General features: G+C 42.9%; 14 protein-coding genes. All 14 read right to left on the reverse strand.

Features of this window, described 5'->3' with window-relative positions:
* Nucleotides 1-114: 114 nt before the first annotated feature.
* The 14 genes from H6F52_RS18775 to H6F52_RS18840 all read right to left on the reverse strand — a co-directional run bounded on the left by H6F52_RS18775 (nucleotide 115) and on the right by H6F52_RS18840 (nucleotide 19,240).
* Nucleotides 115-912 (reverse strand): FkbM family methyltransferase, encoded by a 798-nt coding sequence (locus tag H6F52_RS18775; protein WP_190536386.1) that lies wholly within the window; start codon nucleotides 910-912, stop codon nucleotides 115-117.
* Nucleotides 913-1,032: 120 nt separating this feature from the next.
* Nucleotides 1,033-2,055 (reverse strand): glycosyltransferase family 2 protein, encoded by a 1,023-nt coding sequence (locus tag H6F52_RS18780; protein ID WP_190430088.1) that lies wholly within the window; start codon nucleotides 2,053-2,055, stop codon nucleotides 1,033-1,035.
* A 17-nt stretch (nucleotides 2,056-2,072) separates the two neighbouring features.
* Nucleotides 2,073-3,011 (reverse strand): beta-1,6-N-acetylglucosaminyltransferase, encoded by a 939-nt coding sequence (locus H6F52_RS18785; RefSeq protein ID WP_190430089.1) that lies wholly within the window; start codon nucleotides 3,009-3,011, stop codon nucleotides 2,073-2,075.
* Between the two features lie 53 nt (nucleotides 3,012-3,064).
* Nucleotides 3,065-4,096, reverse strand: a complete 1,032-nt coding sequence (locus H6F52_RS18790) for a glycosyltransferase family 2 protein (protein WP_190536387.1) — start codon at nucleotides 4,094-4,096, stop codon at nucleotides 3,065-3,067.
* Nucleotides 4,097-4,166: 70 nt separating this feature from the next.
* Nucleotides 4,167-4,991 carry a DUF6817 domain-containing protein gene (locus tag H6F52_RS18795; protein WP_190536388.1) on the reverse strand — a complete coding sequence of 275 codons (825 nt, stop codon included), beginning with the start codon at nucleotides 4,989-4,991 and terminating at the stop codon, nucleotides 4,167-4,169.
* A 398-nt stretch (nucleotides 4,992-5,389) separates the two neighbouring features.
* Nucleotides 5,390-6,442, reverse strand: a complete 1,053-nt coding sequence (locus H6F52_RS18800; RefSeq protein WP_190536389.1) for a glycosyltransferase — start codon at nucleotides 6,440-6,442, stop codon at nucleotides 5,390-5,392.
* A 140-nt stretch (nucleotides 6,443-6,582) separates the two neighbouring features.
* The gene (locus H6F52_RS18805) at nucleotides 6,583-8,457 is read right to left on the reverse strand and encodes an ABC transporter ATP-binding protein (RefSeq protein WP_190411171.1); all 1,875 of its coding nucleotides are present in this window, start codon (nucleotides 8,455-8,457) and stop codon (nucleotides 6,583-6,585) included.
* A gap of 399 nt (nucleotides 8,458-8,856) precedes the next feature.
* On the reverse strand, nucleotides 8,857-10,071 hold the full coding sequence (locus H6F52_RS18810; protein ID WP_190536390.1) for a glycosyltransferase: 1,215 nt from the start codon (nucleotides 10,069-10,071) through the stop codon (nucleotides 8,857-8,859).
* A gap of 48 nt (nucleotides 10,072-10,119) precedes the next feature.
* The gene (locus H6F52_RS18815; RefSeq protein WP_190536391.1) at nucleotides 10,120-11,364 is read right to left on the reverse strand and encodes a glycosyltransferase; all 1,245 of its coding nucleotides are present in this window, start codon (nucleotides 11,362-11,364) and stop codon (nucleotides 10,120-10,122) included.
* 56 nt (nucleotides 11,365-11,420) lie between these two features.
* On the reverse strand, nucleotides 11,421-12,944 hold the full coding sequence (locus H6F52_RS18820) for an MOP flippase family protein (protein ID WP_199300634.1): 1,524 nt from the start codon (nucleotides 12,942-12,944) through the stop codon (nucleotides 11,421-11,423).
* Between the two features lie 126 nt (nucleotides 12,945-13,070).
* On the reverse strand, nucleotides 13,071-14,072 hold the full coding sequence (locus tag H6F52_RS18825; RefSeq protein ID WP_190536392.1) for a glycosyltransferase family A protein: 1,002 nt from the start codon (nucleotides 14,070-14,072) through the stop codon (nucleotides 13,071-13,073).
* 71 nt (nucleotides 14,073-14,143) lie between these two features.
* Nucleotides 14,144-15,451: an O-antigen ligase family protein gene (locus H6F52_RS18830; protein WP_190435470.1), complete on the reverse strand. Its 1,308-nt coding sequence runs from the start codon at nucleotides 15,449-15,451 to the stop codon at nucleotides 14,144-14,146.
* Between the two features lie 87 nt (nucleotides 15,452-15,538).
* Nucleotides 15,539-16,906: a hypothetical protein gene (locus H6F52_RS18835; RefSeq protein WP_199300635.1), complete on the reverse strand. Its 1,368-nt coding sequence runs from the start codon at nucleotides 16,904-16,906 to the stop codon at nucleotides 15,539-15,541.
* Between the two features lie 1,026 nt (nucleotides 16,907-17,932).
* Entirely contained in the window at nucleotides 17,933-19,240 is a 1,308-nt protein-coding gene (locus tag H6F52_RS18840) for a ribulose bisphosphate carboxylase small subunit (RefSeq protein ID WP_190411166.1), read from the reverse strand.
* Nucleotides 19,241-19,338 lie beyond the last annotated feature (98 nt).

Genomic DNA, 19,338 nt, shown 5'->3' on the forward strand with positions numbered 1-19,338 from the left:
ACAAGCAATACCAATCTTGCCTGCACAAAACTAGCATAATAAAAAGTACTAGAAAATTAGCTAATTGCCACTTTGCAGATAGCTCAAAAAGTATTCAGGCAAATTTTTCTGTTACTAAGGCATTGCTAAAAAATTCCAAGCAGAAGATTTTAGAAATTCATCCCGACTCAGCGGAGCTAAACCATCTACCCAATTTTTTAGCTTAAAAATTTTTAGACCACACTCATTGACAAGCAGATCGTAAATTCTGCTATCGTGCCATTTTCCGTCTTTCAATGTCCCATCAACCCATTCTTGAGAATTAATTAAGCCACTTTCAAAAACTAAGTAAGGTTTATAAGTTTTTAATGTTCTGATAGCACCTCTAAAAACCTGCAATTCTACCCCTTCTACATCTACCTTGATAAAATGAATCTTAAGGTCTGGGGCTAATACATCATCAAGTCTCTGAGTTTTAACAGTGATTGGTTCCATAAGTGCATCAGGAATATGGCTTTTACAGCATTCTTTATCCAGGCTACTTACAGCAGGAGCATTCACTACATACCAAAAAGTAGTTTCTGCCTCCGAATCACTCAAAGCTGTTTCTCTTACCTCAACAGTTGGAAATTTTTTTCTAAGCCTACTGGCTAACCGTGGTATTGGCTCAAATGCATAATGAAATCCTAGAGGTGAAAACTGTAAAATTTTGTCAAGTAAATCGCCCGTGTTACAACCAACATCAATACAGTTTGAGTCTTTTGCTAAAACACAAGACATCATTTCAATCGTGAAAGCATTGTCTTGTCTATTAAGAATGTCACTGCGTTTAGGAGGATTTACTATATCTAAAAAAGGTCTAACGACCGGATCGAGAAATGAACCCTTAATTGTTTCTTTGAAAAAGTTTTTTATTTCTAAGAAAATTTTCATGGTCTAGCTGCTCCAGTCACTAAAACGCCACTATACTAACATCAATTAATGCAACGTCAAGGTTTTATTGAAGCGGTTAGATTAATTTTATTAGAAGTATAAAAATGTTGATTATAAAGATTAGCTAGACTGATCTTGAAGAATACGGCGTCTTTGAATAAGCCCAGTCATTTTGGCAGCAAGAGCCTCTATTTGGTAATAAACAGGATGGGGTAAGAAGCAGAGCAAGTAGGCAGCTGCTAAGGTCATCAGCGTGCGGCGGGGTTGCTCCAAAAGGATGCGCCAGTGAGCAGCCAAGGCTCGGTGCATTAGCTGCACAGCCATTGAGCCTGCTTTTAAACGGACTGCACTTCTCGCTAAATATCGCAGTTGATATGCTTTAGTAGGGTTTTCCCATTCAGCGATTAATTCTGGAGCGTAGGAGCGTGTTTTTTCAATTACCCTTTCGAGAGCTTCTAATTGCTTCAGCAAACTAGCTGAAAGACCTCCCGCGTTTACCCGATACAGTGTCAGCGCTTCAGGAATCCCCTCAATTTGCCAGTTGGTTTGGAGGAGGATGCGAAGCCAGCATTCTATATCCTCTGCCTGACGAAAATTATCATCAAAATAAAAATCTTCAACAGTCCCGTAAAGATTATCTTGAAATTTAATCTCTTCAAATACCTCTCGCCGAACTACGGGAGCAGAACCATTTCCGACTGGATTGTCGCGAAGTAAATCGGGTAGTGTAATGTCCTTGAACTTGGGCATCAGATACGTACCCAAGGGATTTCCTGTTGCATCGATAAAAGCAGAACGGCTAAAACTAATCCCTACCGTCGAGGAATTATCTAAATGTTCGAGATGTTTCTCTAATTTTTCCGGTAGCCAAAGGTCATCGCCATCTAAAAAAGCTAAATAGTCGCCATGAGCATGGCGGATTCCGGTGTTTCTTGCTCCAGCGAGTCCTCTATTTTTCTGGCTAACGATTTTAATTCTAGGGTCTATAAACTGCTGGCAAATTTCTACAGTTCTATCGGGAGAGCCGTCATCAACTACAATAATTTCAAAATTTTTGTATGTTTGAGCTAGAACCGATTCAATTGCAGCAGCTATATAATTTTCTACTCCGTAGGCTGGAATAATAACCGAAAATTTTTTCATGAAAAGTACCATTTTCTTTAAGTTGCTTGAAAAATTCTTTCGTCAAGCATATCTAATACTTTGCTGTCCCGGTTCATGTCAAATTTTCTAGCAAAGTAATATTTATCTTTAATTAAATTTGGAAAATCTTCAGATGTGAGGATGCGGGGATGACCGTGTCGGCTGTTCTCCCAATCAATATAGCGCATATTGCGGGGATAAAAATTAAACAACCCACTATTTAATAAGATGGTTTGCATAAAAGATTCATCGGGAAGGCGAACTTTCTTGTAGTAGTTCACCAAATCAGGATTGGCAGAGCAAAAATCATGAATGTATTGAATGCATTGTCTAGAAATTGTTTTAAAGTAAGAGCCTCCATAGCATACAAATTTGTCATTAAATGGAGCTGAAGCGGCCCGTTGCCCGATGATGAGTCCATAGGAAGAATCAATCCGCACAAAAGGCTGAACATTATTAATAAGAACTCGAAAAGGTTTGAATAAGGCTCTTTGCCACTTGGCTAATTCTATACCTGACCACCAGTATTGATAGAAGTAGCGATCGCGCCCATCTTTAGCTCCCCAAGTACACTTATCAGAAAGCACATTAAAATAATCAAAAAATCCATCGTACTCGGTTGCAGCCAGAAAATTCTCAAATTTTGAGAGCGATTGAGTCGGATAGTCTTGACCTGTAAGATTAGCTAGCCAATCAAATTGAATATTCTGGGTTAAAATCCAGTCAATAACATCCAAATAAGCTTGGGTTATCGAGAAATCGCCTCTTCCAACTTTCTTAGCTCTTAGTACTTTAACATTCGGTAAACTCTCGAAGAGTTCTACATCTATTTGACTAGCATTAAAGTTATGACTCATCACTATATAAGAGTCATTACTGGACTTTTTAATAACTTTAACCAGCCGATAAATTTGCTCCGGATTGGTATGGGTTTGGATCAGGTAGACAACCCTCATATTCTGCAACCTATTTTGATGGCGAGCGGGTGTTTATAAAAAAGGTTCTATCATTATGCCAATTGACGGGAACGATCTTGAAGAATGCGTCGTTTTTGGGCGGCTCCTGTCATTTTTAAGGCAAAACTTTCCATCTGGCGGTAGAGAGGACGTGGCAGTAGCCACAGCGAATAGGCAGCTCCCAACGTCAAAAGTGTCCGCCGGGGTTCGTCAAGAATCATGCGCCAGTGGGTAGATAAGGCGCGGTGAGCCATGTCTACAGCGGTTGGGGCAGCTTTCAGCCGGACTGCCCACCGGGCTAATTTCCGCAACTCGTAGGCTTTAGCTGGGTTTCCATACTGAGCAATCAAATCTGGAGCATAGGAGCGGGTTTTTTCCAGCACCTTTTCCAAGTCTTCTAACTGCTTGAGTAGGTTGGCTGAAGCGCCCCCAGCATTCACTCGGTACAGCGTCAAAGCTTCAGGAATGCCTTCGATTTGCCAATCAGTCTTTAAGGAAATGCGAAGCCAGCATTCGACATCTTCAAAATGTCGCAATCTTTCATCGAAATAACAATCTTTTGCAGTACCCTGAGGAGCATCTTGAAACTTAATAGCTTCAAAAACCTCTCGCCGAATCACCGGAACTGAGCCATTTCCAATCGGGTTACGGCAGAGGATCAAGGGTGGAGCAATATCCTTGAGTTTAGGCATTTGATAGATACCTAATGGCTGCCCCGCTTCGTCAATAAAAGCAGAGCGGCTAAAGCTAAGCCCGACAGTTGGTGAATTTTCTAGATGCTCAATATGTTTTTCCAGCTTTTCTGGCAGCCACAAATCGTCTCCATCTAAAAAAGCCAGATATTCTCCTTGAGACTGGCGAATTCCTGTATTTCGAGCGGCGCAAACCCCGCTATTATGCTGGCGAATAATCTGAATTCGAGGATCTGTGAATTGCTGACAAATTTCTACACTTTGATCGGGAGAACCATCATCAATAATTAGAAGTTCAAAATGTTTATAGGTTTGGTCTAAAACTGATTGCACTGTAGCAGCTATATATTTTTCGACTCCATAAACCGGAATTATGACAGAAATTTTTTTCATTTTGATTTTGAAAAATTGTGAAAAATTAATATTTGCTACAGCCAGCACTTCCTTGTGATTAACTGCCCCCTTACTCTGACTGACTTATAGTAGGAACATCCTTTGTCATGGACGTACTGGGACGCAAATTACCAAATTTACGGGCTATGGCAGAAACTAAACGACGCGGTTTATGAATCAACAAATTATAAAAGGTGAGTGACAGCCGCTTCTGGTAGGACTTTGGTGCAAGACGAAACGAAACATCTTGAGCGTTTGTGTTACAAAGTTCCCTAGGTATTTCAGCGGAGGCAGTTTCTTTAAATGCTTCTGTTAGTTGAGTAGCTAAATTAGGAAAACCTAACTTTTCTGCCATTTCTACGATCAGATGACCGTCGTAATTAATGTATTGTTGATGTTTGAAATCTCCACAATAAACAATGCCAAAATCCAAGTATTCCTCTAGCTCATTGGCTAAGCGCACCAAAAGAATATCGCGATCAAGCGGATCGAGCGTATCAATGCGGTGAAAAATATCGGGAATCGTCTTTTTATTCCAGGACAGCGTTGCATATCTAGCAAGATACTCCTCAATCTCTTTGCCAACAACACGTTTTACCTGTTCGCGTTTGGCATTAGAAATGCCTTTTTTCCCGTTTCCAAAGTCACCATGAGTATAGGTAGCATGAAGCAGACCTGTTGCTACTATCTTTGCAGGTACATGAAGAGAAACCAGGATACTAGCAGTGCTGACTAGATGGGCAATAAACGTCTTACCTGAGGCTCGAAAAGCACCTGTGAACAGCTGCATTGTCAGCTGATAAGCATCACGGATGCGGTTAATATCGTTGCTTGAGTAGCCTTCTGCACGTAGCTGGTTGAAGAGTTGAATGTTTGTTTGAGCAAAAGAGTGCATAATTTTGCTTTTGATTGGAATGCTTCATTTTTGTTGCACTTGGCTTAGGCGAAGTCCATTGATTTTGTCTAAGTCAAGTGCATTTAAAAAAATTAACAATCATTGAACGGCTTAGGCAAAACGTCTCTCTGAAGAAGGAAAACCCAAACAACATTTCAATTTCAATAGGAGCGTTCCTGAAAAAGCGGGGAATCGCTTAACACAGAACAAGTTTAGTAATAGCATCCACTTTTCCAAGGTAGGAGTACGACTAAAAAAGTCTGTGGATTGCGATCGCTTTCCCCACTTGTTTTCTGGATGAAGACTTAGTTTTGGCTGTGTAAGAGTATTTATCGTCGAAGCGATCGCACCTTCTTTTGGCACCTTCGTTTCGTCGTTCTACACCCTTACACGCCAACCTAACGGGACGATGCCGTCACTGTAGGCTTCTTCTCCGGTATTGCAGGCATCTGAGGTTGTAGCCCTTTCGCTTGCAGGCGAGCCTGACGATTCGTGAGATAACGGTTAAACACCTTATCTAGAGGACGCAACACTTTTGCCACCCCGCCCCCAGCAAGACCTAAAGTCAGGCGGCTACCAATTGGGTTCAGGATTGTCACGTATCGCCGCCATCCCAAGCGCTTGTAGCGATATTTGAAGTACCCGTCCTCGTCCAAATTCCATTTATCGCGCAAGCGATGCAAGCTATTGAGTTCCCAAGCGTCGCTCCAACGCAGCATATAGAAGAGCATATCTGACGGCTTCAGGGGCGGGCCTGGAACATAAGTGACAAGACACGCAGGCTCAAAGTAAACGCTACCACCCGCCTCAACGACTGTCATGCAGAAATCGAGGTGTTCTTTAGTATTGAACATTTGTTCATCGAGCAAGCCGACTTTCTCAAAGATTTCAGTGCGAACCAGTACGCAATGGAATTCTGCTAGTTCGGTTTGTTGACGTTTGAGCTTGGGTCGCACCTCCGCTACTTTCTGACCTTGCTTGTACATTTTCTCGCGGAGACGCCGTCTGGGGTTTTCGCCGACTTTTTCCAGCCAAATGTGGGCTTCTCCACCGGCAAAATGGACAATTTCGTGTACCGGAGTGCCTTGGCAGGTCAGGGGACCCACTACGGTAGCGTTTGTCTCTTCAGCGCACTGAACTAAGCTTTCCAACCAGTCTGGGCTGACGATCACATCGTTATCGATAAAGACGAGATACTTGGTTGTAACCTGACTCAGACCGAGGTTTCTGGCGCGGTTTGGAGTGAGGTAGTGATCGGTGCGAATGATTTGAAATCCTTTTTCAGTCGCTTGCTGTTGCAAATAACGCTGAATGTGAGCGGGTGAACCCCCATCTACGTAAACTAACTTGAATGGGACTGATGTATGTTCGTAAATGCTTTCCAGCGACTCGCGGGCGCAGCTGAAACGTTCGCGGGGTGAAACAACAATCGTAACTTGGGGATCTAACATCAGGAACTCCTCGCTAAAGACTAAACAATTTATCGGCTGTTTTGTTTGCTATGCATCAACTCAGCTAGATAGGGAAAAAACTTGTTTGTGTTTAAAGTCTGTACTGTGTAGTTGCCCGGTGTCGCTTGGGCAGGTCTGTTTTACACAGGCAAAGACTGGAGATTGTGGTAAGACCAGTAAGCTCCCTGCTGGGCAAGCAACTCGTCATGCCCTCCCTGTTCGATAATTCGACCTTTCTCCATTACCACAATTTTGTCGGCATTCCGGACAGTAGCCAAACGGTGGGCAATCACAATTACAGTCCGGTTTGTTCGCAAACGTTCCAGTGCTTCTTGCACTAACTGTTCTGACTGCGAATCTAAGGCGCTAGTGGCTTCATCGAGAATCATGATTTCCGGGTCGCGCAGCATTGCCCTAGCAATTGAAATGCGTTGTCGTTGTCCTCCGGAAAGCCTAACGCCTCTATCTCCTACCACTGTGTCGTATTGGTTGGGCAACTGACAGATAAATTCGTGGGCATTGGCAAGGCGGGCTGCCTCAATCACCTTTTCTCTGTCCATTCCCTCTAAACCGTAGGCAATGTTATCCAGAAGTGAGGCATTAAAGATGTAGGTGTCTTGGCTAACGACTCCGATGTGCTGGCGTAGCGAGACAACATCGTAGTTTCGGATATCTTGACCGTCGATCTCGATTACACCGTCGGTCACTTCGTAGAAACGGGTAACGAGAGATGCCACAGTGGATTTCCCGGCTCCAGAAGCGCCAACCAGCGCCACAGTTTTGCCACGAGGAATTTCTAGATCCAAACCGTTGAGGACGTAAGATCTGCCGCTGTAGGCAAATTTTACATTTTGGAAAAGAATGCGATCGCGCAACCCTGTAAATTTCTGGTTTCCATTAGGAAGCGGATATTTCTCTGGTAACGAGAGCGCCTCCGTGACTTTCGTTAACGCTGGCAGAGACTCTTGGACAGAACCCCTCGCTGCATTCACCTTTTTCAGTACCGGAACAATTCTAATCAGAACCAGCATGAATATCAGCAGCTCTGCGGTCGTGAGCAGACCCTTGGAGATAAACAAAGTGTAGCTACCGACTAGAACTACCATCGCCGCCGCCAAAGTCGCTAACTCTGTCAGCGGGTCGATGATGTTTAGCTTCTTAGCTAGCCCGATGTTTGCCTCCATATAATTGCTACTGATCTTATTGAAGCGGTTCAGTTCAAAATCTTCCGCACCATAAGATTTAACGATGCGAACACCGCCTAACGTATCTAAAGCCATCGCGTTCAGAGTGCGTTTAGCAGTGACAACTAAACCCCCCGATGTCTTAATCTTTTTCAAGAAATAACTGAGCCATAAAGCAACGCCTGTAATCAAAAATGTCGTTAGAACCGTCATTTTCCACGACACGATCACCAACGTTCCCAAATACGCGATTAAAATCAGCAGGTTGGTCAAGCCATAAAAGAAGTTAGTCAACAGCTTGTTTGTTTCCATCACCTCTGTATGTAAGGTGCTGGTTACTTTACCCATCTGCACATTATCAAAAAATTCAATGGGCGAATATAAATAGGTTTGATACAGCCGTTTCCTCAAGCGTTTGATGACGGCTTCCCGATAAATGGAAGTCAAGACTTGGGAAATGTAGTAGAAATACCCTTTTAAAATTAAAGAACCCATGAGGACTAAGGCAAACAAGCTAATGAGCGTTCCTTTACCTTGCTGCGCTAGCCAACTGTTCAACCCTTCCGTTAAAGCCATTTGAGGAAGAAGCGTTCCACCTCCTTCATTCAAAATTACTTTTAGGAAAGGAATCATCAATCCGATTCCTACACTATCTAGAATAGAAGACAAAATCATTGTCACTAAACCTAGATAGAGAGTTTTCTTCTGCACCTCCAAAATCAGAGAGGTCAGTTTATCGAATTTTCCAATTCGCTTCATTAAGCCCAATTTTAATTTTGCTTTAGCCTCACGCAACCTTGTTTCTCGTCCGAGTGTCTGACTTCGACTCATAGTGTCTACCGCTACTGAACCTTTGAACAGCCAATCGTTGATTGCTAATTCCAGGCTAAATTTTCTTGCCGGAGCGCTTTTTCCTGATGTTTCACTGTGCCGACGCTTGCTCTTAAATTATTTTGCTCGTAGGAAACACAGTGTTAGCTTTGTTCACTTTCTCTAGTAAATGTTACCAGACTTTTTGCTATAAAAGCATCGAAAAAACACGATTTCCCCTATTTTTAATGTGAAGTTTTAGTGAAGTTGCAATTAATATAAAATCCTTACTTGAAGTTTTTATTTTTTAACTCATTCAATCAGAAAATTATTCGGTTTATATCATGTTTTTTCTAGAAAAATATACTTCTAATGGCAGATTTTAACCTGCCAAATGCAATTTTAATGGTTGAACTCTATCTAATGGTAGATTTCTACTAACCGCTCGTTCAACTTGTTAAAGTCGTAATGCGCTTCTACGTAGGCGCGACCGGAGCGACCCATTTCAGGCCAAACTTCCGGATGTTCAAATAAATAGCCCAACTTTTCAGCCAGAGTATCGGCATCTCGTTCGGGAACCAAAAAACCTGAAATCCCATCTTCAATTAGTTCTGGAATGCCACCGTGTTGCGTCCCTATCACGGGTAAACCCATTGCCATTGCTTCTTTTAATACGTTTACGGGGGCATCTTGATCGCCGTTCTTCGCTGTCACGCAGGGGGCGATAAATATATGGGAGTTGTCGAGAATTTCAATGAGTTCCTGCTGCTGCTTGTGACCGAGCAATTTTACTTTGTCACTAACGTCCAGCTCATCAATGAGTTGCTGCAAACTTTCCTTTAATGGCCCATCCCCAACGATGTTGTACTCGATGTTGGGGTATGCCTTAGCCAACTTGGCAATGGCACGAATTCCATACTCAATCCCTTTTTTTTCGACAAGGCGACCCGTGGTGACAATCCCAATACGACCATCAGCGGGTAGATGACGTGTGGTAAACACAAACTTGCTACAATCAATGCCCGAACGAAGGACGATGATTTTCTTCTCATCGCAACCTAGCTTAATCAGGCGACGTTTGAAATAATCGCAGTTAGAAAGAAAAAGGTCTCCTGTGGCGAATAGGGGATTATAAACGTCTTCACCGAATTCCTGAATATGCTGGCTAATATCGAAACCGCGAAATGAGGTAATTAATTTTCCGTGGGGCGCACCAATCAGCCGAAATGACATCCCGATGAATCCTAAAGGGCCAAATTGACAATGGATGACGTCGTATTCTTTTTTGCCCAATAATGAGACTGCTGCATATAGCAACCTCAATGAAGCAGCTTCTTTGCCATACTTAAAAACATTAAGCGATCGCAGTAATAGGGCTGGGTCTTTGTAGCTGTTCGCGAATAGCAACCCCAAGCCTTTTAGCCCGCGAATCGCAATATTAGATGGCATTTGGATATAGTAGGTACGATTCAGGAGTTGGTACTTTTCTACTGCTGGATGCACCTTGGAAGTATCTCCGAGTTGGTCAGAATAGATATCAACTTCGTGACCCCGATCGATTAAACCAGCGATTTGATTTAAGATAAAGGTTTCTGACAAAACCGGAAATCGACCAACAATCATCGCGACTTTCACAACAATTTTACCCCTACAACTTGACTTTTCTATTTACTAAATACCCTATCAGGTAATTAGCAGTTTCTCGTATATTTCAACTAAATGGTCGTTTAGCTGCCCAATTTCATAGTGCTTTTCCACGTATGCACGACCAGCCGCACCCATTTCGGGCCAGACCTCTGGGTGGGCAATTAGGTAGCCTAATTTTCCTGTCAAAGCATCGACATCTCGTTCTGTAACTAGGAACCCTGAAACCCCATCTTCGACTAGCTCAGGGATACCACTATGGTAAGTGCTGGCAACTGGCAAACCCATTGCCATTGCTTCTTTTAAAACATTAGGAATTCCTTCTTGATTATTATCCTTACTGGTTACGCAGGGAGCTACAAAAATGTGGGAATCGTTGAGAATTTGCACGACTTCGTGCTGTTGTTTCCAACCCAAGAGATTTACTATATTTCCAACATCTAGCTCTTGAATCAGTTGCTGCAAGTCTGGCTTTAAAGAGCCATCACCAATGATATTGTATTCAAGATCGAGGTTCATTTTTGTCAATTTAGCGATAGCGCGAATACCATATTCAATCCCTTTTTTTTCAATTAGGCGACCTGTTGAAACAATCCGCACTTTACCATCGGGATGCGGATAGCGTGTCTTAAAGGAAAACCGATTACAATCGATTCCTGAGCGGAGTACAATAATTTTTTTTTCATTGCAGCCCAAACTAATCAATTTATTTTTAAAATGGTTACAAATGGGCAGGAAACAGTCTCCTTTTTCAAAAAGCTTTTTATAGATATCGTCACCGTATTGACTGAGATACATAGTGAGGTCGGAACCTCGAAATGAGATAATTAATTTGGCTCTAGAGGCAGCAATTGTCCTAAAGTACATCCCTAAGAAACCTAATGGTCCAAACTGGCAATGGATTATATCGTATGGCTTATTTGATAGAAATGGGAGTAACGAGAATGTTGTATACAACATCCTCAAGGAAGCAGCTTCTTTACCATACTTAAAAACATTAAGCGATCGCGCAAAAGCAACAGGATTTTTATGGAAATTTGCTAATAGCAGCCCAATCGCTTTAATTACGTAAATTAAATGATTCGCTGGTCTTTGCTCCGGAACATAGTAGGTGCGCTCAAGAAGTTGATATCTTTCCACATCTGGGTGGATTTTGGCAGTATCGCCCGGTTGCTGGGCGTAAATTTCAATCTCTTGTCCTCTCTCAATCAGCCCCACGATCTGATTTAAGATGAACGTCTCTGATACAGTAGGAAATTTACCAACAATAAAAGCGATTCTCATCGTAAATTTCACCTAATATCCGATACTCTGCTGTCATCATTCTGGACGGTTAAGCATCAAGAGCCTTTAGGTCGTTTAAATTGTTTTAGTACAGACAGGTAAAGCTCCTTGGTATTGAATACATAGAACATCAAGATTAAATAGGTCAAAGCCATTACCGCCAAACTGACAATCACTGTAGCCCAAACGGTTAAAGTTGGCGCGATCGCTAACTTAACCCCAAAAGCGATCGCTCCTGCGATTAGAGATGCCAGCAAAGGATGCTTCATGGCTTCTAATAAATTGAGCATGGTGATAGACGTGCCGCGCGTTGCATAGTACATACAAGGCAATGTCTGTAATAGCTTGGCAATTGAATAACTTAAAGCAACACCGCGTGCACCGTAAGGTAATCCAAAGAAAAAAGAAATCACCAAGAAGCTGGAAGAAAATACTCCCCACTTGAACATCTGAGCTGTCCTTCCTGAAGAAATATAGAGCCAGCCAGAGGTATTCGTAAGTGGTTGAACGAGTGCAGATATACCAAGAAGCTTGAAGATTGTACCAGCCTCTCCCCATTGGGAGCCAAGTATCAGCTCGACCAATTCTTCGGAGACAATCATCATAAAGAGGACGATAGGCGTCGTCAAAAATCCGATCAGCGATAGTCCTTTTAAATAGTGATTGCGAAATTGCTGTGGCTCAGAATGCAATCGGCTCAGACCGGGAACGGCAACAGCGGTAATTGGGGAGTTGATTTGTTGCAAAGGAAGCATCATTAGGCTGTATGCTTTCGCGTACACACCTAGAGCCTCAGCACCCCACACCCGTCCGATTAGAATGTTGTCCAGGTTTCGGGCGCAGTAGTTAAGGACGCTGAAACCAGTGAGGTTGCCACCAAAAGCCAGCATAGAACGGACGCCTGAGCGTTGAGCAGGTAAGCCAGGACGCCAACCACACATTACCCAAACCCCAGCAGCCGTGACGATTGCCGTAGTCAGTGACATAAATACCAGCGACCAGTATCCAGCCCCATACAAAGCCGAAATAATCGCGATCGCTACCCCCAGCACGATGGAGACGATCTCAATTGCAGCGAGAGCGGTAAAGCGCATCTGCCGCCGAAGCAAGGCTTGGTGCTGGACGCTCAACCCACCAAATATAAATGCACTAGCAGAAACGATCGCAATCCAGGTGAGGCGCGGCTCACCATAAAACCAAGCGATCGCCGGTGCCATAACCGCAGTCAATAGCATCAGCAAGAGGCTCATCCCCACATTCACCCAAAACAGGGTGCTGACTTGCTTGTGGTTGATTTCGGCTCTTTGGATCGTCGCCGTTGACAGACCCATGTCATTGAAGAGAAACACAATACCCGTCACGCTAGTCACCATCCCAATTAGACCGTAGTCTTGAGGTGAGAGTAGACGAGCTAGCACAACCGTCGATCCCATTTGAAGTACAAATTTGCACCCCTGACTCACCATCGTGACTGCACCGCCACGAACCGAGCGACCTTTTAAATCAGCCTTCAGATGGTCAGTCTGAAAGTGCTGAGTTTGGTCAGGCTCAGATAGAATCTTTTTCTGTAATCTTGACAAATTGATACCTCTTATAAAACTCTTTGAAGCGACTAATTTAAAAATTGCTAATTATTTCTGATATTTATAGAAGGATTTAAACCCTTCTTCTAAATTTCCTCGTTTTGGTCGATTTTCAAACTAAAATCAGGGCGTCTCCTTACCGATATTTGCTAAATTTTTACTCCAGCGTTGATATCGAAAATCACGAAATTTAGTAGATATCTGCCGAAAATAGTTAGCGAATTTAGGGGAAAGCGATCGCATCACCAGCCATTTCAGCAGTAAGCGCTGAGCGCTGCTATTTAGGAGCATTTTTGGATACAAACGAACTGCCGTTTTTAGTTTGTAACCCGCTTGCTTAACTGCATCAGGATCTGCTTTACGAGTTAAATAAAGATCGGCGAGGTGCTGATAAACATTTGCTAAACTCTGGTTCTTGAGAGATTGCAACTCTGCTGGCGCTGTCTGGAAAGCCTTTTCAAGCGCCATCAGATTATATTTTTCCCTAACCTCTATTTTGGAAGAAATTGAGCCAGCTACTTGACGATAAAAAATCTGATGTTGAGGAACCAGAACGTAAGACCACTTAGCTGCTAACCTGAGCCAGTAATCCCAATCATGAGTAGATTTCAGTTCTGGGTCGAGTTCCCCAACGGACTCAATTGCTTGCTTACGAATCAGTGGAATTGAACCACAAACTAGAAAATTGCTGACTAATAATTGTGGATAAACATTTCCTTCAAAATATACGGGTTGCTGCACATATAAAAGTTTCCCTTTCTCATCTATAAAAGAAGTCCAGCTATAAGCTACTCCTGCTTCGGGGTGCTTTTGTAATTCTGCAAGTTGTAGTTCTAGCTTGTCTGGTGTCCATAAATCATCTGCATCAATAAAGGCAATAAATTCACCTTTAGCGTGAGCTAAACCGCGATTGCGAGCGACGGCGGCTCCGCCATTTTCATAGACAAATACTTTTACCCGTTCATCAACAATTCCTTTAAGCAGTTCTACGCTTTTGTCACTCGATCCGTCATCAACTAAAATTATTTCCAAGTCGGAAAATGTTTGCTGCTGAACAGATTTAACCGTTTCCAAGATTGTTTGTTCAGCATTGTAGACCGGAATTATCACTGATATTACTGGCATTTAGTTTAACCTTTGTGTAAGTCTAATAAAAAAAATGTTATCTTAATTCCCCTCAATCATCAGTAAACAGTTTAAAGTTCTGTTTTGACTCTATAACCGTTTTCAGGAATATTGGTCTCAGTGAATAAAAAGCTAGGAAACTTTTCTTTGATGCTAATTCCTAACATAACTAACCCAGGCCAATAAACATAGGCAAGAGCCTCTATATTTTCCCCAAAAGTAAACATAAATATCACCAAGATTATACTTAATCCTACTCGTGAAACTCGACTACTTTGGGACTTGATTACTAAATCTATAAAGCTCCAAGCCAAGGGAATGACAAGTGCCGTAAACCCTACGATTCCTTTCGTTACCAGAAGACCAAACCAAGTATTGTGAGAACCGATTGGCTTGAATGTTGCAACAGCAGGTCCTTTAAATTCACCAATTCCATGTCCCCAAATAGGAGCTTCTTTCCAACGTTCTACTGCTAGGCGAGCCAATATATCTCTCACTCTAGAAGAGCCGGCTCTAGCCTGGTAGAACATATCTGAGAAAGCTCTAAATGAATTAATTAGCCAGGAAGAAAACACTCCCATAATAAAACTGGCGATTCCGGCTATGAGCTGTATATAAGGTTTCGTAAAATTTGATAAAGCCCAAGTAGAAAATATGACAAAAGGAAGAGATACAATACCTAAACGCGAAACCGAACCCACAATCATTGCAACCGCGCCAATCATGCCAATGAATCGCCATTTTTTGTTCGATTCTTGCGCTGCTAGAAAGAAATAGATATTTCCTACCATTCCCAAGGCAGGTGCCCAGGGCGTAAACAATTCAAGACGAACTCCACCTCCTTCAGGATCGAGACCGTAGAGGTTAACACTGTAGTAGGCAAGACCGCTACGTTCTATGAGCCGCAAAGGGGAAGTGTAGATATGAGAAGGTAGGTGTAATCTAGACGCTGTATAGCAAACGATCACAGCAATTAAGCTTTGCAGACAAAGTATGCAAGCTGCTCTATAAATTATCTGAGGTCGAATTTTTAAACAGCCTGCAAGAGGAAATAACGCTAAGGGAGCATATCTTACAACCCAATTGATTGATGAGTTAAGAATTTTGCCTAATCCTAAATTGAAGTTCATGTGAGCAGCAATTAAAGCCACCTCCATGACTAAGATACAAATAATCCACACCCAGATTGTTGTGGGAATGGTTATTTTCTCCTCAGTGGGCGTATTCTCTGTTTGGTTCCACAGTTTCTTTCCTACACGCCACAAGAAAAACCAAGCTAGTATAGGCACTAAGGTCATTTGTAGCCCAAGAATGTGAATTACATAAATCCAGGTAATGTAATACCAAATCAACTTTTCTTCAAGATTTTGAGGTTTCATTGATATCTGGTTCATGCATCTTGGGTCTAATCAAAACAATATTGTTGCTGCGGTTTATCTCCTGAAATCTGAATCGATTTCCAGTGATTACGGACTGGTATCCAAGTAGGTATGTTTAACTAGCCCAGAAGACCGAGAAATTTTGCGATCGCGCAGCCACAGTAACAGTAGTCCATTAGTACAAAACAAGGAACCTAAGGCTGCACCTAGCAGAACTAATTTCTTATTGGGGGCACTCGCAGAAGTCGGAATTGTAGGCTCTGTAAAGATTTGAAGTTGAGGATAAGAGGAAGATATATTTGACTTGCTCAAATCCAATCTCGCTAAAGTAGAAGAAAAAACTGCTTCGGCAATTTGCACATCTCGCATCAGGTCGGCTAATGAAACCTCTTGCTGTGCAAGTGACTTGAGCCGATTCTCAAGTAGAGCAAGCTGTTGGTTGAGCGATCGCGCTTCTGCTTGGAGTCCTTGTGCCTCTGTCTGCACTGTCACTAATTCTAGGAAAAGAGCATCCCGCGAGGTTCCCGATCCACCACTTTTGCTCAGGTTAAGTTCTTCTAGACTTGCTATCGTAACGGGTCGCTTTAAAAGAGAGCGCCCTTGCCTCAGTAAAGCCGTTTGAGCGGCATTTAGCTTTGCCTGCTGCTGAATTAGAGCAGGATGATCGGGTAAAAATTTTGATTGCAAAGCAACGAAGAGGCTGTTCGCTTCACTATAGTCTTGTAAGTATTGTTGAAATAGGGAGTCGGCTTGAAGAACAAAAGCATCTGCCGCTTGTTTAGCCGATAAATCTAAGCTACTAGATAGTCCTTGCAAACGAGCATTCGCATCTTGCTGTTTAGCTAATACTTCAGCCCGCTGTCGCCGTAGCTGTTCAATATTTTGTGAAAGGTTCGTAAGTTGATCCGTAGAAGTTAAACCCGAACGCGCTTTGTACTCAGATAGGCGTGTTTGCGCTGCTTTTAATTTTTTTTGGGACTCCCCAAGGGTGGATTGTAGCGTTTTATCCTGCTGAGCGGCTTCTTTAATTCTCAGTTCGTTGATTTTTACTTGCAAGGCTTCGTAGAGCGCTAAAGATTTTTTATAAGCTTCTTCGGGAGTCGTTCCTTGAAACTCAAAAGTCATCAGCGTGGTGTTGTCTAATACTTTAGCCCTGGGTTTACCAAAATCTTGCAAGGGCATATTGAGCTTATTAGCAGCAGTCTCCAAGACCGGCTTACTGAGAGCTAGAAATTTATAGTTCTCTCTAGGATCTTGATTCGTACTCATGTACGGAGAGTCGCTTTTAGAGGAAGCTTGCCCAATCCCTGGCAGGTTGATATTGCTGGCTGAACCGGCTGAGGGTAAACTAAGCGCTAACTCAGTGCTGTAATTGGGTTTGGTAACTTTTATATAATATAAAGCTCCTCCCCAAATAGCTGCATTAGTTAATAGTCCTAAGACTAAGTAACGCATCCAATTTCCTTGAGACCTTGCTGATTTTGAGGAAGATTTAGAAATACTTGCAGAGTCAGTAATAGCCAAATCTTCATGGGGAGAGGTAATCGGGCGTTTCATAGTCAAAGAATTAGGCTTACACTAGGGTTATTGCGATTGTTTGTCTCTTTGAATAGCTAGGCTCAAGGACTGAGTGGCAATCTTGATTCAATAATTTTGTATAACCTTCGCTTATTAGAGTATACACAGCCTTTACTTCGCTACTTTTTAGGAGTGATTTATCATTGCTCACGTGAAGAGATTAAGATAAAACGCTTTCATATTTTCAGTTTCAAACAACAGCTAGGATGTAATTTCAAGAGCTATTTAGAAACTACTAAAAAGCCTTTTGATTGACTGCAATTGCAACATAGAATGTTTTTCTATCCACCCTATAATTTGTTTTTCGCTAGTCATTCGCTTTTCGCATTAGAAACACCCGGAAAAAGCTTAGTTACTCGTATTTAAAAACAGCCTAGATTTCAATGAAATGATTCGGTTCAAGGAATCATTAAACATAATTTTAGTGTCATCTCATCGTAAGGGGCTTTACATAGCGAAACATCAGTCCAGAGGATGATTATGGACTGCATGATTTTTTTTAACCAAAGTGCAAATCTAGCGAACTAAAAACGTGTTGAAAGAGGCACAGGCAGGTTGTTTGAGCAATTGCTCGTGAGATAGCGATCGCTCTGTTACGGTGACAAGTAAAGTGATTAAGCGATCGCTATCTCAGCAATGAAAACTTCATCAAAAATTGCACAAAAATCGTGCAACTTTACCTAAACTTTACAGAAGTTGGATTGATTTTGTGATTCGATGAGCCTCTATATCTTAATCACGATCGCTCACTTCGTTACTGTAAATTTATACCGCAAAGGGCGACGAAATTAATAAATTTTTGTTCCCATCTCGCTTTTATTGAATTATCGATTCGCCAGGATAAACAAAAGCGATCGCCCCAACAGAGCGATCGCTTTCCCCGCAAATACTACACTACAAACGTTAACTATTCGGACGTTGGATAATCGTTTCTGCAACGCGCCGCTTGGCTTTGGGGTCAATGCCAATGAAGCGCACGTACTCCCCATTATGCTCGCTCAAGCTAGCTTCCAAAGCAGCGATCGCTTCCGACGCATTTGTTGTCTGAATGGGATCGCCGCTTTGCCAAGATTGGCTGCGGAACCGACGTGCATTTGCGTGTTCTATACCAATGCGATAGCCTTGGGCAAGTAGATCCCGGATCTGTTGCTGCACCTCTGGACTAATTCGGGCACTATTTACCTGAGTGTTGCTGCTGTGACCGTTACCTCGATCGGACTCATGGGGGTGCGATGGCTCGTTCGCCAGTTCATTGCGGACAACGGTCTTCCGATTTTCCGGGGGTAGGGATGACATCTGAGGCACATCCCTAACTTCTGGAGTCACGGAGCGTCGGCTTGTATTGTACTCCTCTACCAAGCGTGAATTCTGAACTCGCTGCTGTTCTTGAACCATCAGGTTGCCAAACTCGATTAAGCGAGAAAGAGTGAAATCAGGCTTTTTGAACACTGGTGGTCCTTCAGCACTGTTTACTACCCTAGTAGAAACCCGGTTAATCCCAATGTCGTGGATGAAAGAGCGGATTTGTTCATCGTAAATGCGCGATCGCACTGCACCAAAGAAATCAATCGCTTGATCGGGAAAACGATCGACTAACTGTTCAATCTGACTGCGAGATAATCCATCTGGCTCAAAAATGCCTCCGACGATGCCAATCTTGTCATCTCTATCGGGTTCCCAGTGGAATTTTTCCATCCGACCATCCCGAATCAACGGCGCATACAGGGTGGCGAAGTCATTGCCTGTGACAATAATCGGCACTCTGGGTAGCGGCGTGGAATCATAACTGCCAGGAAGTTGCACATCTGTAGGTTTATCAGCAATATTCATCAGCGTGCCATTCACCAGCTGAGTATTCACCGTATATTGGGTGCCTTGATCGAAGCGCCCTGCCCCAGCATCCAAATCATTGATCATTAGCACGCACATCTTGCCGCGCACCTTGATCAAGTCTGCTGCTTCCCGATAGCGCAGGCGGATCAAACGCCCGGGATCTCCTGCATCTGGACTTTCCAGTTCCCCTGCCGACATATGGACAGCTTCAATGCCCATCCGCTCAAATACTAATTCACACTGAAAAGATTTTCCCTCTCCCTTCCGTCCGTGAACTCCGAGAATCAGAGGAACTCGTACTCCAGGGAGGTCAAGAAAATTTTTGGTGATATGAACCGCCAGCTTGTCTAAAAAGCGGGGAGAAATGTAGTAGGTCATAGTCTGTTAAAGTGAATGCTCCGATTGCTAGGCATCAAACAAACAAATTGGAGAGGTAGATTGCTCTGCCTCTCCAATTTTGCACGAACGAGTTAAAA

Source organism: Coleofasciculus sp. FACHB-542 (assembly GCF_014695825.1).
Lineage (GTDB): Bacteria > Cyanobacteriota > Cyanobacteriia > Cyanobacteriales > FACHB-T130 > FACHB-T130.